The organism is Burkholderia sp. NRF60-BP8 (genome assembly GCF_001522585.2).
GTDB lineage: Bacteria > Pseudomonadota > Gammaproteobacteria > Burkholderiales > Burkholderiaceae > Burkholderia.
Window position 1 is genome coordinate 701,349 of the sequence record NZ_CP013372.1, and the last position, 13,134, is coordinate 714,482.

Sequence of the window (13,134 nt, forward strand, 5' to 3'; positions counted from 1 at the left end):
CCGCACGAATCCCATGCTAAGGAGCGCTGGATTTTTTTCTGAAACGAAAGATTCGCATGCAGGCATGCGCTGCACGCATGCGTGGCGCCCGGTATTCAGGACTCGATCTGCTTCTCTGCCTGTTCGAACAGCCAGCGGGTGAACAGGCGGGCGGCCTGGTTCTGCGCGCGGTCGTTCGGCGAGATCACGTAATAGCCGCCGCCATGGCTCGCGGACGCTTCCGTCACGCGCACGAGCAGGCCGGCTTCGATGCATGCGTCGATCATGTAGCGCCAGCCGAGCGACACGCCTTGACCGAGAATCGTCATCTGCACGATCTGCGGATAGGAGTTGATCGTGATGTCCTGCGGCTGCGCCTTTTGCCGGTCGACGTCGTTCAAGTCGAACCATTCGGACCACGACATCCATTGGCGCTGACCGTCTTCGAGGCGCAGCAGCGTTTCGTTCGCGAGATCGGCCGCATCGAGCGTGCGGCCGGCCAGATAGCCGGGCGCGCAGACGGGGAACACTTCTTCGTCGAACAGCCGGCGTGCAGTGTATTCGGCCGGCGCCTGCTGGCGCACGTAGTAGACGCCCACGTCGAATTCCGCGGGCGACATCGAGGCAAGGCCGTCGCGCACGATCAGGCGCAGCTTGATGTTGGGATACGTGGCGCGAAAGTGCGGCAGCCGCGGCGTGAGCCAGAGCAGCGCAACGCCGGACGAGCACGCGATCGTCAGTTCGAGATCGCCGTACGGTTTCATCACGTCGTGCGTGGCTTGCGCGCATTGCGTGAGCAGATGGTGGACTTGCGCCGCGTATTGCTCGCCGGCGATCGTCAGCCGCAGCGAACGGTGTTCGCGAACGAACAGCGAGCGGCCGAGGAATTCCTCGAGCTGCTGGATCTGGCGGCTGATCGCGCTTTGGGTCAGGTGCAGTTCGGCGGCGGCTTTCGTGAAACTCGCGTGCCGCACGGCGGCTTCGAACGCGATGAGGCACTGAAGGGGCGGCAGAGGCGTGATGCGCATGGCGGTTGGCGGAGTCGATGGCGCTGCCGACATGATACGGGCGCACTCGACGAAAATCGCAACCTGCAAAGGGCGCTGTGGATTCGCCCCATTCGTGCGAAGATTGCGCGAAACGACACCGACACGTGCCCGAGAACGACGTGACCCTATCGAACCCTGAGAGCAAAGTGAAAGCCGCCCACGCCCACCCGCCCTGGATGCCCGTCGCGCTGGCCGAACTCGGCATCCGCCGCCATCCGCCGGGCAGCGTCAACCCGCGCATCGTCGAGTACAACAACCAGACGAACCTGGTCGGCTACGACGACAAGATTTCCTGGTGCTCGTCGTTCGTGAACTGGTGCATGGTGCATGCCGGATTCCGCGGTACAGGCTCGGCGCTCGCACGCTCGTGGCTCGAATGGGGCAAACCGCTGGAGCGCCCGGTCTACGGCTGCATCGCGATCCTGACGCGCGATGATCCGGCGAGCTGGAAAGGGCATGTTGGTTTCTATCTGCGCCATGATGCCGAACATGTGCATCTGTTCGGCGGCAATCAATTGGAAGAGGTTCGCGAGCTTGCGTACCCGTTGCATGAAGTAATCGGGTACCGTTGGCCACTGCCGGATGACCGCAACGCCGCGCCGGCGTAGCCGTGCAGGCCGTCGACGCGGCCTGCATCCCTATCAGGCATCGGCTTCAGTTCTTCGCGACGGCCTCGACCTCCGTCCCACCCGCCCCCTCATTCCTGCTCCACCCACCCCCAAGCGACCGATACAACGCCACCGCTGCCAGCGCGTGCTCGCGCTTGACCTGATTGAGCGAATCCGAATCCCTTAGATAGACCTCCTGCGCCGACAGCACGTCCAGAAAATCCGTCGCGCCGCCCTTGTAAAGCTGATTCGCCAACCCAAGCGCTTTATCGGAAGCCGCCAATGCGCTACCAAGCCTTCGCGTCGCCTCATCGGAACTGACGAGATTCGCGCGCGCATCCTCGACTTCCCGCAACGCTTGCAGCATCGTCTGCCGTAACCCGAGTTCCGACTCGCGCATCCGGCTTTCGCTCTGCGAGATATCGGCGGTAATCCGTCCCGCGTTGAAGATCGGGCTCGTCGCACTCAGCGCCGCGCTGAACAGGTTATCGGTCAACGTCGGCAACCCGAGATACGAAGCCGCCAGAATCCCGTCCGTCAGGTTCAACGAAAACTTCGGATAGCGTTCGGCCTTCGCCACGCCCACTTGTGCCGCACGCCGCTCGACTTGAGCGTAGGCAGTCAGCACATCGGGCCGCCGCAACAACGCTTGCGACGGCAACGTCCCCGGCACACCGACCGGCGGCGCGGGAATCTCCCCGGTCTGCGCCAGCACGAGCCGATCGACCGATTCCGGCGTCCGCCCCGAATATACGGCGATCAGATTGAGCTGATGCGATATCTGCGCCTGCGTCGGCGGAATCCTGGCTTCGAGCGCATCGAGCTGGTTCTGCGCGCGCGTCACGTCGAGTTCCGTCGACAGCCCGAACGCCTGTCGCTTGCGCGTGAGTTCGAGCGCATGCTGCCGGATCTTTGCGTTGTTCTGCAGGATCTTCAATTCCTGCTGCGCCCAGCGCAGATCGACATACGCGGATGCCGCATCGGCCGCGAGTGCGAGGCGCATCGCATCTTCCGCATGCTTCTGCCCAACCAGCTCGGCCTGTGCGGCCAGCAAATCGAGCCGTTCGCCGCCGAACACGTCGGGCGACCAGCTCAGCGCGAGCCCCGCACCCGCCTGCCGCACATAGCCGAGCGGCGGCGGCGTGTTCTGCCGCGCGTCGGCCGCATGGGCGGTCGCGTCGAGTTCGGGCAGCAGCGCCGCGCGCTTCTGCACGGTCAGCGCCTGCGCCTGCTTCACGCGTTCGGCGGCGGCTTGCAGATCGAGGTTGCCGTCGAGCACGGTCGCGATCAACCGGTCGAGCACGGGGTCGCGGAATTGCGCCCACCAGGCGGCGGCGTCGATGTCCGCGCGCGGCACGTCGGTATCCCACGCGGTGGGCGCAAGCGTCCGAACCGATTCGTTCAACGCCGGATGTTGCGCGGGCTGCACCGCACACCCGGCGGCGAATGCGCTGACGGCCAGCGCGACGAGTAGCTTCTTCATGATGATCCTTTGGCCTCAGTGCGCGTCCGGCGGCGGCGCATTCAACGTAATGGGTTTGGAAAACACGACGGCAAGCAGCGCGACGACGAAGCACAGCGACAGTGCGTAGTACGCATCCGCATAGGTGAGCGTCAGCGCTTCGCGATAGATCAGCCGATGCAGGTTCGCGAGGCCGGCCTGCGCGGTATTCAACGTATTGCCGGCCACCGATCCCCAGTACGCGGCCTGGCGATCGAGCAGCGATGCGACCTGCGGTTCGCCGGCGCTCACGTGCTCGTTCAGCCGCAGATAATGAAAATTCAGCCGGTCGTTGAGCATCGTCGCGCTCACCGCGATGCCGATCGCGCCGCCGAGGTTGCGCATCAGGTTGAACAACCCGCTCGCCGATTTCAGTCGAGACTGCGGCAGCGAGCCGAGCGCCATCGTTACGATCGGCGGTACGCTGAACTGCTGGCCGATGCCGCGCAGCGCCTGCGGCAGCAGCAATTCCCGCCAGCCCCAGTCGTGCGTGATCGGCGTGTACAGGTAGCATCCGAGGCCGAAGCAGATCAACCCGAACACGAGCAGCGCACGCATGCTGAAATAGCGCGCGGCGAACGCGTACGCGCACAGCGCGATCAACTGGAACGCGCCGACCGACAGCAGCGCGATGCCGATCTGCAGCGAGCTGAACGCGCGCACCTGCGCGAGGAACAGCGGCGTCAGGAACACGGTCACGAAAATCCCGATGCCGGTCACGAACGACAGCAGGCTGCCGATCCCGAAGTTGCGCACGGCGAGCGCGCGCAGGTCGACGATCGGATCGTCGGCGGTCAGCGCGTGCACGATGAACAGGAAGCCGCAGATGCCGGAGATCCACGCGCAGATGACGATCGCGTCGTCGCCGAACCAGTTCTTGCGCGGGCCTTCTTCGAGCACGTATTCGAGGCAGCCGAGGAAGCCGGACATCAGCGCGATGCCGAGATAGTCGCCGCGCTTGATCAGGCTGAGGTCGGGCTCGTCGATATGCACGTAGCGCGGCACGAGCGCGGCCACCGCGATGCCCGGCACGAGGTTCAGGTAGAACAGCCAGTGCCACGACCATTGGTCGGTGATCCAGCCACCGATCACCGGGCCGATCGCCGGCGCGAGCGATGCGAGCGCGCCGATGGTCGTCGACGCGATCAGTCGCTGCTTGCCGGGGAACAGCACGAACGCGGTGGTGAACACGGTCGGGATCATCGCGGCGCCGAGCGCACCCTGCATCCCGCGGAACAGGATCATCGAGTTGATGTCCCACGCGAGCCCGCACAGCATGCTGGTGATCGTGAAACCGACGGCCGATGCGACGAACAGCCAGCGCGTCGACATCACCTTCGACAGCCAGCCCGACATCGGGATCACGATGATCTCGGCGATCAGGTACGCGGTCTGTACCCACGACAATTCGTCCTGGCTCGCGGACAGCCCGCCGCCGATGTCGCGCAGCGACGACGCGACGATCTGGATGTCGAGCGTCGCCATGAAGAAGCCGACGCACATCAGCGCGAACGCGAACACGCGCTGCTTCGTCGGTTGCGACGCGGGGTCGCCGGAAAACGCGGTGGTCATCGTCGGCTCCCGCTCAGTGCTTGTGGTCGGTATGCACGGTCACGACCGCGGACAGGCCGGGGCGCAGCACCTGCTCGATGCCGGGCTGCGGATCGAGATGCACGCGCACGGGCACGCGCTGGACGATCTTCGTGAAGTTGCCGGTCGCGTTCTCGGGCGGCAGTACGCTGAAGGTCGCGCCGGTCGCGGGCGCCAGGCTGTCGACGCGGCCATGCAGGCGCGTGCTCGACGCGTCGAGCGCGACGTCGACGCGATCGCCCGCGCGCATCTTGCGCAACTGGTCTTCCTTGAAGTTCGCGTCGACCCACAGGCCGGACGCCGGCACGACCGTCAGCAGCGGCACGCCGACGTTCGCGAGCATCCCGACGCGGCCCGTGCGGTTGCCGACGTAGCCGTCGACCGGCGAGCGGATCGTCGTGTATTCGACGTTGAGTGCCGCGACGCGCTGCGCGGCGAGCGCGGTGTTCACACGGGCCCGCGCATCGGCGAGCTGTGCGCCGAGCACGTCGAGCTGCCGCTTCGAGGCGAGCAGCGCGGCGTCGCTGCGTTCGACGGCCGCGCCGGCCTTCGAGTAATCGGCATCCGCGCGTTCGACGATCTGGTTCGATACGGCGTCCGACTTCACGAGCTCGCGATAGCGCACGCGGTCCGACGCGGCGCGCGTCAGTTCGGCCGACGACGCGTTCTTGTCCGCCGCGTGCTGGCCGATCACTGCGAATTGCAGTTGCTGCTTCGCTTCGAGTTCGGTCACGGCGGCGCGCGCGCTGTCGACTTCGGCGCCGGCCTGCGCGAGCTTCGCGTCGTAGTCGCGCGCATCGAGCTGCACGAGCACGTCGCCGGCCTTCACGCGCTGGTTGTCGGTCACGAGAATCTTGTCGACGAAGCCGTTGACCTTCGGCGCGAGCACCGTCACGTCGCCGCCGACATACGCGTCGTCGGTGCTTTCCTGGAAGCGCAGCACGAACAACCAGTCGAGCGCGGCGGCCGCGACCACGACGACGACGGCGCCCACCGCGATGCGCATCCACGGCACGCGGCGTTGCTGCTTCGCGGGCCGCTCGGTTGTGGCTGCTTCGCGGGACGAGGCAGCGGCTTGGGTCGTATCCATCGATTCACCTATGTATATGCACTGTTCAAAACGACCGACGGCACGGCGTCGATCGGGGATGGGGTCAGCGTTCCGGCAGGTTGTGCGTGATCCGGAACAGTTCGTCTCTCAGTCGGGCCGCCTGCGTCGGCCCGAAGCACCGCTCGAACGCTTCCTGTGCGGCGAGCCAGTGCACGTGCGCATCGGCCACCTTCGTTTCGCCGTCCGCGGTCAGCGCGAACGTCTGGCCACGGCAGGGCGGCTCGATGCGCCCCGTCACCAGCGCCGCGCCGACGAGCGGCTTGAGCGCGCGCAGCAGCGCGGTGCGTTCGATCACCAGCACGTTCGACAACGTCGCCATCGTCAGGCCGGGCCGGTCGCGCAGCAGCGCGAGGATGCTGTACTGCGACGGCGTGACGCCCGCCCGCGACAGGTAACGCTCGTAGAACTGCGAAATCCGTCGGGCGGCTTGCCGGACTGCGAAGCAATCGTCGTCGGTGAGCGTGGTCTTGTGCATGTGCACATGTTAGGTGACGGGGCGGCGCGAAGCGAGCGGCGCGGCGGGATCAGATTGGTGTCGTGGCTGTACCAATCGGCGCCGGCAACGCGCGTTCGCGCGCCGGGTCAAGCCGCCGCGGGCACGCTCCAGCCTTCGCGGTCGCAATACGCGGCCGTGTAGTCGATGAACGCCTTCACCTTCGCGGGCAGCAGCGCGCGGTTCGCGTAGGCGAGCTTGATGTCGACGAACGCATCGACGAGATCGGCGCCTTCCAGCAACTGCACGAGCGCGCCCGACGCGAGTTCGGCCTCGACGAGCGTTTTCGGGACGATGCCGATGCCGAAGTCGTGCATCACCATTTCGCGGTTGAACACGGGGCTGTTCGACGAGATGTCGAAGCGGAACGGCACGGTAAGCGTGTCGCCGTCGACGCGGAACGATAGCGCAGGGCGGCGCAGCGACGGCGAGATCGGCACGAACGGATGAAGGGCGAGGTCGGCCGGCGTCTCGGGGCGCGCATGCGCGTGCAGATACGCGGGCGTCGCGACGATCACGACCGGAATGCGCTCGATCAGCCGCACGACGGTCGATTCGCTCGTCAGCATGTACGGCACGACGATGCCGATGTCGTAGCCTTCGCCGACCAGATCGACCGGGCGCTCGGTCAGCGTGACGTCGAGGCGCACGTTCGGATGCGCGGTCTTGAAGCCGGCGATCAGCGGCACGAGGCGGTTCAGCGCGGCCGTCGTATGCGCGACGAGGCGCAGCAGCCCCTCGGGCTCGCGCGTGTGCGTCTGCGCTTGCGCTTCCAGCGCGTCGAGCTCGTCGAGTACGGCCGCGCAACGTTCGTAGATCCGCTCGGCCGTTTCGGTCAGCGACACCTGGCGCGTGGTCCGGTGCAGCAGCCGGCTGCCGAAGCGCGCCTCCAGATCCGCGACCGCGCGCGACACGACCGGCCGCGCAAGGCCGTGCATGTCCGCGGCGCGCGTGAAGCTGCGCATCTCCACCACCGACCGGAAGATCCGCAGCTTGTCGATGTAGTCCATGTCCGTCTCCTTGACGCGATGGCCGGCCGCCGGCCGGTGTTACGACGGAGTGTACATTGACTTTATGCATATGCACATATAGATTGCGAAACATGAACGACATCTCGATTGCTCAGACCTGCAACTGCCTCGCGCTGCGCCAGGCGGCGCGCTTCGTCACGCAGTTGTACGAGCGCCATCTGGCCCCGGTTGGCGTCACGCCCGCGCAGTTCTCGATCATGGCGAACCTCACGCATCGGCCCGGCCTGGTGATGAGCGAACTCGCCGATACGCTCGTGATGGATCGCACGACCTTGCTGCGCGCGCTGAAGCCGTTGCAGCGCGACGGCTTCGTCGCGACGGCCGCGTCCGAGCACGATGCGCGTGCCCATGCGCTCCATCTCACGAAGCTCGGCGAGCGCACGTTCGCGCAGGCGAAAGTCGCTTGGCAGGCCGCACAGGACGAATTCGACGCGCAGTTCGGCCGCGATCGCGCAAAGGCGTTGCGCAATGAGCTGTTCAGCCTGACGGCGGAACGCTAGGCGAGGCTTCGGTGTGGCGAGCGACTGGTGTGAAATCCGAGCCATTGATGCGGCCGGAAGCGTTGGGTCGTGGAGATTGGTTTTAATGGTGTCCGGTTTTCGGGTGATCTGGACAGTTTTTACTTCCAGTTGTAGAGTCCTCTGACCGATTTCAGGCCGGCGCCGCCGGTACGAGTCAGAGGAGCCACCGATGCTGCAGTTGAGTGACCGCGACGACGCGATGTTGCGCGGGGATTTCGGCGACGGCGTCGCCCGCGCGATGCGCATCGTCGCGCGCACGGCGCAGGTGATGTCCGCGCCGCACCTGATCGACATTACGTCCGCGCACATCGACGGTTGTCTGTATCACGGCCGGACGAGCCTCGACTTCGTCGACTATTTCGTCGAGACGGGCGCGAAGGTCGCGGTGCCGACCACGCTGAACGTCGGGTCGCTCGACCTGATCCATCCCGAGCTGTATCACGGCGACCGCACGATCCAGCGCGATGCGCAGCGCCTGATGGACGCGCATGTGCTGCTCGGCTGCGAATCGAGCTTCACGTGCGCGCCGTATCAACTGAAGAATCGCCCCGCGATGGGCGAGCAGATCGCGTGGGCCGAATCGAATGCGATCGTGTTCGCGAACTCGGTGCTCGGCGCGCGCACGAGCCGCTACGGCGATTTCCTCGACCTGGCCGCCGCGATCACCGGGCGTGCGCCGTATGCGGGGCTGCATGTCGACGCGAACCGCGCCGCGCGGATCGTGTTCAATGCGCCGGACTTCAGCCGCCTGCCGTCGCGCGACATCTATTTCGCCGCGCTCGGTTTGGCGGTCGGCAAGATCGCGGGCGCCGTCGTGCCGGCGATCGTCGGGCTGCCGGCGGACACCACCGAGGACGAGCTCAAGGCGCTCGGCGCGGCCGCCGCGTCGAGCGGGGCCGTCGCGCTGTTCCATGCGGTCGGCGTGACGCCCGAGGCGCCGACGCTCGATGCCGCGTTGCACGGGCAGGCGGCGCAACGCACGGTCGACATCACGATGGCCGATCTCGACGAGATTCGCCGCACGCTGAATCACGGCGCGGCCGGCGACGCGCTCGTCGCGGTCGCGCTCGGTACGCCGCATTTTTCGCTGGCCGAATTCCGCACGCTCGGCACGTTGCTCGACGCGTTCGACGGCCAGCCGGCCTGCGATTTCTACGTGAACACGAGCCGCTTCATTTTGTGGGAGCTGGAGCAAGTCGGTCTCGCGGAGAAATTCGCCGCGCGCGGCGTCCAGATCGTCGTCGATACCTGCACGTACATCACGCCGGTGATGAAGCAGTTGTCGGGGCTGGTGATGACCAACTCGGGGAAATGGGCGTCGTATGCGCCCGCGAACATCGGCGTGACGGTCGCGTACGGCAGCATGCGCGAATGCGTGCGGTCCGCGTACGAAGGCAAGGTGCGATTCGATGACTGAAGCGACGGGACAATGCTTGACGGGCGACACGCTCGTGCCGGGCAGCGCGTGCGCGCGCCCGTTCGTTCTCGACAAGCCGCTGAGCTTCTGGGGCGGCTACGACTCGGGCGCGGGCCGGATCGTCGATCGCGGGCATCCGCAGGCCGGCGCGAGCCTTGCCGGCAAGGTGATGGTGATGCCGCACGCGAAGGGTTCGAGTTCGAGCAGCAGCGTGCTCGCGGAAGCGGTGCGCAACGGCACGGGGCCGGTCGCGATCGTGTTGAAGGAGCGCGACCTGATCATCTCGATCGGCGCGATCGTGGCCGCCGAGCTGTATGCGATCGCGGTGCCGGTGGTGTGCGTGACCGACGACGTGTACGACGCGATCGCCGCGGCAACGGGCGACGTGCGGATCGAAGCGGGAGAGGGGGACGGCGGCGCGCGGATTCATATCGGCGGCTGACGCGCTGCGCGCGTGTTTCGCATCAGTCGCGTGCCACCCCCGCCGCCTCCCGATACGCGCTCGGCGTCTGTCCGGCCCAGCGCCGGAACGCGCGCGTGAAATTCGCCGGGTCGGTGAATTGCAGCCGTTCGGCGATCGTCTTCAGGTCGAGATCCGACGCGGCGAGCAACTGCTTGGCGTCGCGAAACCGTGCTTCGTCGAGCAATCGCCGATAGCTCGATCCGGCTTCCTCCAGCCGGCGCCGCAGCGTGCGCGTCGACACGAGCAGCGCATCGGCGAGCGTGTCCGGCCCCGGATAATCGCCGGCCGCGCGCGCCAGTTCCGCCCGTACGCGCTCGACCAGATCGCCTTCCTCCTGCCGCACCTGTGCATATTCGCGCTCGACCTGCACGAGCGCCTGCCGGTGCGCGACTTCGTCGGCGAGCGGCAGCGGCCAGTCGAGCGCGTCGCGTGCGATCCACAACGCATTGGCCGCGCAGCCGAATGCCACCGGCGGCAACGTATCGCGATAGCGCGCGAAATACGCAGGCTCCGGCCACGTGAATTGCAGCGTGATCGGCGGTGACACGCGGCCGGACCACTGCGAGACGTTCTGCGCGAGCCCCGTGAGCACGAATTCGAACATCACGTGATGCTGCAGCACGGGGTTCGCCTGCACGCCGTGCAGTTCGAGCGTCGCGCCGCGTTCGTCCTCCGCATAGGTCAGCTTGTATTGGCGATTGCGCATCCGGAAGTAGCGCTGCGTGACCGACAGCGCTTCGCGGATGTCCCGCGCGGTCAGCGTCGCGTAGCCGAGAAAGCCGTGCACGGTCGGCTTCAGCAGCAGCCCGAATGCGAGCCCGATACCCGGATCGCCGCCGATTTCGATCGCGTTGAGCACGAGCCGCCCCCATTGCGACGGCGCGACGCGGGCGTCCGGCTCGGCCAGCACGGCGTCGCGCAGGCCCGTGCCCGCACGCACGGCGCCCAGGTCGACGCCGCGCGCGGCCAGCGCCTGCAGCAGCAGGCGCGTATAGGCGACCGGAATCGTCGGCCGGCGCAGCCCGAGGCGATCCTTGCGAGATGGGGAAGTCATGTCGGTTTGGCCGAAAATGACAAGTATTATGGCTGTTTTGCCCCTCACGTTCAAGGCGGCGCGCGCCTACGATGGCAGGCATCGCTTATTGGCCGGATCATCATGACGACTCCCTTTCCCCACCTGCTCGCACCGCTCGATCTCGGCTTCACGACGCTGAAGAATCGCGTACTGATGGGCTCGATGCATACGGGCCTCGAGGACAGCCGCAAGACGCTGCCGCGCCTCGCCGAATATTTCGCCGAGCGTGCGCGCGGCGGAGTCGGCCTGATCGTGACGGGCGGCTTTGCACCGAACGTGGCCGGCTGGACCAAGCCGTTCGGCGGCATGCTGACGACGTCGGCCGCCGGGCGCCGGCATCGCGAGATCACCGGCGCGGTGCATGCGGAGGACGGCAAGATCGCGCTGCAGATCCTGCATACGGGTCGCTACGGTTATCACCCGTTCGCGGTCGCGCCGTCGAAGATCAAATCGCCGATCTCGCCGTTCGCGCCGCATGAACTGAGCGCGCGCGGCGTCGAGCGGCAGATCCGCGCGTTCGTGCGCTGCGCGACGCTGGCACGCGAAGCCGGTTACGACGGCGTCGAGATCATGGGCTCCGAGGGCTACCTGATCAACCAGTTCATCTCGATGCACACGAACAAGCGCACCGACCAGTGGGGCGGTTCGTACGAGAACCGCATGCGCCTGCCGATCGAGATCGTCGAGCGCACGCGCGAAGCGGTCGGCCGCGACTTCATCCTGATCTACCGGCTGTCGATGCTCGACCTGATTCCGGACGGCAGCGACTGGAGCGAAACCGTGCAGCTCGCGAAGGCGGTCGAGCGCGCGGGCGCGACCATCATCAACACGGGGATCGGCTGGCACGAGGCGCGCGTGCCGACGATCGCGACGTCGGTGCCGCGCGGCGCGTTCGCGTGGGTGACGAAGAAGATGAAGGGCGAGGTCGGCATTCCGCTCGTGACGACCAACCGGATCAACCGGCCCGAAGTGGCCGAGCAGATTCTCGCGGACGGCTGCGCGGACATGGTGTCGATGGCGCGCCCGCTGCTCGCGGATGCCGAGTTCGTCGTCAAGGCCGCGCAGGGCCGTGCCGACGAGATCAATACCTGCATCGGCTGCAATCAGGCATGCCTCGATCACGCGTTCAAGAACCAGATCGCATCGTGCCTGCTGAACCCGCGCGCGTGCCACGAGACCGAGCTGAAATACACGCCCGCGCCGCGGCCGAAGCGGATCGCGGTGGTCGGCGCGGGGCCGGCCGGGCTCGCCTGCTCGACGGTGCTCGCGCAGCGCGGCCATCGGGTCGACCTGTTCGACGGCGCGGCCGAGATCGGCGGCCAGTTCAACATGGCGAAGCGGATTCCTGGCAAGGAGGAGTTTCATGAAGCGCTGCGCTACTTCGGCCGGCAGGTCGAACTGACCGGCGTGAAGCTGCACCTGAACCGCCGCGTCGACGCGAGCGACCTGATCGCGGGCGGCTACGACGAGATCGTGCTGGCGACCGGCGTCGCGCCGCGCGACCCGAAGATTCCGGGGCAGGACGGGCCGAACGTGCTCAGCTATATCGACGTGCTCGCGGGCAGGCAGCCGGTGGGCCGGCGGGTCGCGGTGGTGGGCGCGGGCGGGATCGGCTTCGATGTCGCCGAATATCTGGTGCAGGACGGCGAGTCGCCGACGCTCGATCTCGACGAATGGAAAGCGGAGTGGGGCGTGACCGACCCGGCCGCGACGCGCGGCGGCGTGACGCGCGCGCAGGCGTCGGCGCCGGCGCGTGAAGTGACGCTGCTGCAGCGCAAGGCCGCCCCGCTCGGCAAGGGGCTCGGCAAGACGACCGGCTGGATTCACCGTGCGACGCTGAAGATGAAGCAGGTGAAGATGATCGGCGGCGTGAACTACGAGCTGATCGATGCGCGCGGGCTGCATGTGTCGTACGGCGAGCAGCGCACCGATCACGAACTGATCGAAGCCGACACGATCGTGCTCTGCACGGGGCAGGAGCCGCAACGTGCGTTGCTCGCGCCGTTGCAGGCCGCCGGCCGTTCGGTGCACCTGATCGGCGGCGCGGAACTGGCCGCCGAACTCGACGCGAAGCGCGCGATCGATCAGGGTGCGCGGCTCGCAGCGCGGTTGTAACGGGCGACCGCTGCAACGGTCGCTCGAACGTACGTCGCGCGGAGACGATCAGGCTGCGCGCGGCTCGCGGCTTGCCGCCCGATGCGCGGATTCGCCAATGCGGGACCGCGGCGAGCCGCAGCGCCGGTCGCGCTGCCACGCAAGGTGGCGGCGCGAGCCCGGCATACCGTGATTGCGATCG

Annotated in this window: 12 protein-coding genes; 5 read left to right on the top strand and 7 right to left on the bottom strand. The window is 67.0% G+C overall.

From position 1 onward, the window contains the following. Window positions 1-95 precede the first annotated feature (95 nt). On the bottom strand, window positions 96-1,007 hold the full coding sequence (locus tag WS54_RS03230) for a LysR substrate-binding domain-containing protein (RefSeq protein ID WP_059784251.1): 912 nt from the start codon (window positions 1,005-1,007) through the stop codon (window positions 96-98). Between the two features lie 197 nt (window positions 1,008-1,204). Here WS54_RS03230 and WS54_RS03235 point away from each other — a divergent pair, with 197 nt between their 5' ends. Next, complete coding sequence (locus WS54_RS03235) at window positions 1,205-1,636, top strand: TIGR02594 family protein (RefSeq protein ID WP_059784249.1); 432 nt, start codon at window positions 1,205-1,207, stop codon at window positions 1,634-1,636. A gap of 46 nt (window positions 1,637-1,682) precedes the next feature. Here WS54_RS03235 and WS54_RS03240 read toward each other — a convergent pair whose 3' ends face one another. The 5 genes from WS54_RS03240 to WS54_RS03260 form a co-directional block, all read right to left on the bottom strand. Beyond that, window positions 1,683-3,119 (bottom strand): efflux transporter outer membrane subunit, encoded by a 1,437-nt coding sequence (locus WS54_RS03240; protein ID WP_059784246.1) that lies wholly within the window; start codon window positions 3,117-3,119, stop codon window positions 1,683-1,685. 15 nt (window positions 3,120-3,134) lie between these two features. Then, window positions 3,135-4,709, bottom strand: coding sequence for a DHA2 family efflux MFS transporter permease subunit (locus tag WS54_RS03245; protein WP_059784244.1), 1,575 nt, complete (start codon window positions 4,707-4,709; stop codon window positions 3,135-3,137). 13 nt (window positions 4,710-4,722) lie between these two features. Next, window positions 4,723-5,817: an HlyD family secretion protein gene (locus WS54_RS03250; protein WP_034205337.1), complete on the bottom strand. Its 1,095-nt coding sequence runs from the start codon at window positions 5,815-5,817 to the stop codon at window positions 4,723-4,725. A gap of 64 nt (window positions 5,818-5,881) precedes the next feature. Further along, window positions 5,882-6,313, bottom strand: coding sequence for a MarR family winged helix-turn-helix transcriptional regulator (locus tag WS54_RS03255; RefSeq protein WP_059501342.1), 432 nt, complete (start codon window positions 6,311-6,313; stop codon window positions 5,882-5,884). Window positions 6,314-6,420: 107 nt separating this feature from the next. Beyond that, window positions 6,421-7,341 (bottom strand): LysR family transcriptional regulator, encoded by a 921-nt coding sequence (locus tag WS54_RS03260; RefSeq protein WP_034205335.1) that lies wholly within the window; start codon window positions 7,339-7,341, stop codon window positions 6,421-6,423. 92 nt (window positions 7,342-7,433) lie between these two features. Here WS54_RS03260 and WS54_RS03265 point away from each other — a divergent pair, with 92 nt between their 5' ends. From WS54_RS03265 to WS54_RS03275, 3 genes are all read left to right on the top strand, one after another. After that, window positions 7,434-7,862 carry a MarR family winged helix-turn-helix transcriptional regulator gene (locus tag WS54_RS03265; protein WP_034205334.1) on the top strand — a complete coding sequence of 143 codons (429 nt, stop codon included), beginning with the start codon at window positions 7,434-7,436 and terminating at the stop codon, window positions 7,860-7,862. A 190-nt stretch (window positions 7,863-8,052) separates the two neighbouring features. Next, on the top strand, window positions 8,053-9,300 hold the full coding sequence (locus WS54_RS03270; protein WP_059784242.1) for an aconitase X: 1,248 nt from the start codon (window positions 8,053-8,055) through the stop codon (window positions 9,298-9,300). Then, entirely contained in the window at window positions 9,293-9,742 is a 450-nt protein-coding gene (locus WS54_RS03275) for an aconitase X swivel domain-containing protein (RefSeq protein ID WP_059784239.1), read from the top strand. The genes WS54_RS03270 and WS54_RS03275 overlap by 8 nt, the downstream gene beginning before the upstream one ends. Before the next feature lie 22 nt (window positions 9,743-9,764). On the opposite strand, the gene WS54_RS03280 is transcribed toward WS54_RS03275, so the two are convergent. Continuing rightward, window positions 9,765-10,844 (bottom strand): AraC family transcriptional regulator, encoded by a 1,080-nt coding sequence (locus tag WS54_RS03280; RefSeq protein WP_059785105.1) that lies wholly within the window; start codon window positions 10,842-10,844, stop codon window positions 9,765-9,767. A 75-nt stretch (window positions 10,845-10,919) separates the two neighbouring features. Between WS54_RS03280 and WS54_RS03285 the strand changes: the two genes are divergently transcribed. Then, entirely contained in the window at window positions 10,920-12,953 is a 2,034-nt protein-coding gene (locus tag WS54_RS03285) for an NADPH-dependent 2,4-dienoyl-CoA reductase (protein WP_059784237.1), read from the top strand. The last annotated feature ends 181 nt before the right edge of the window (window positions 12,954-13,134 follow it).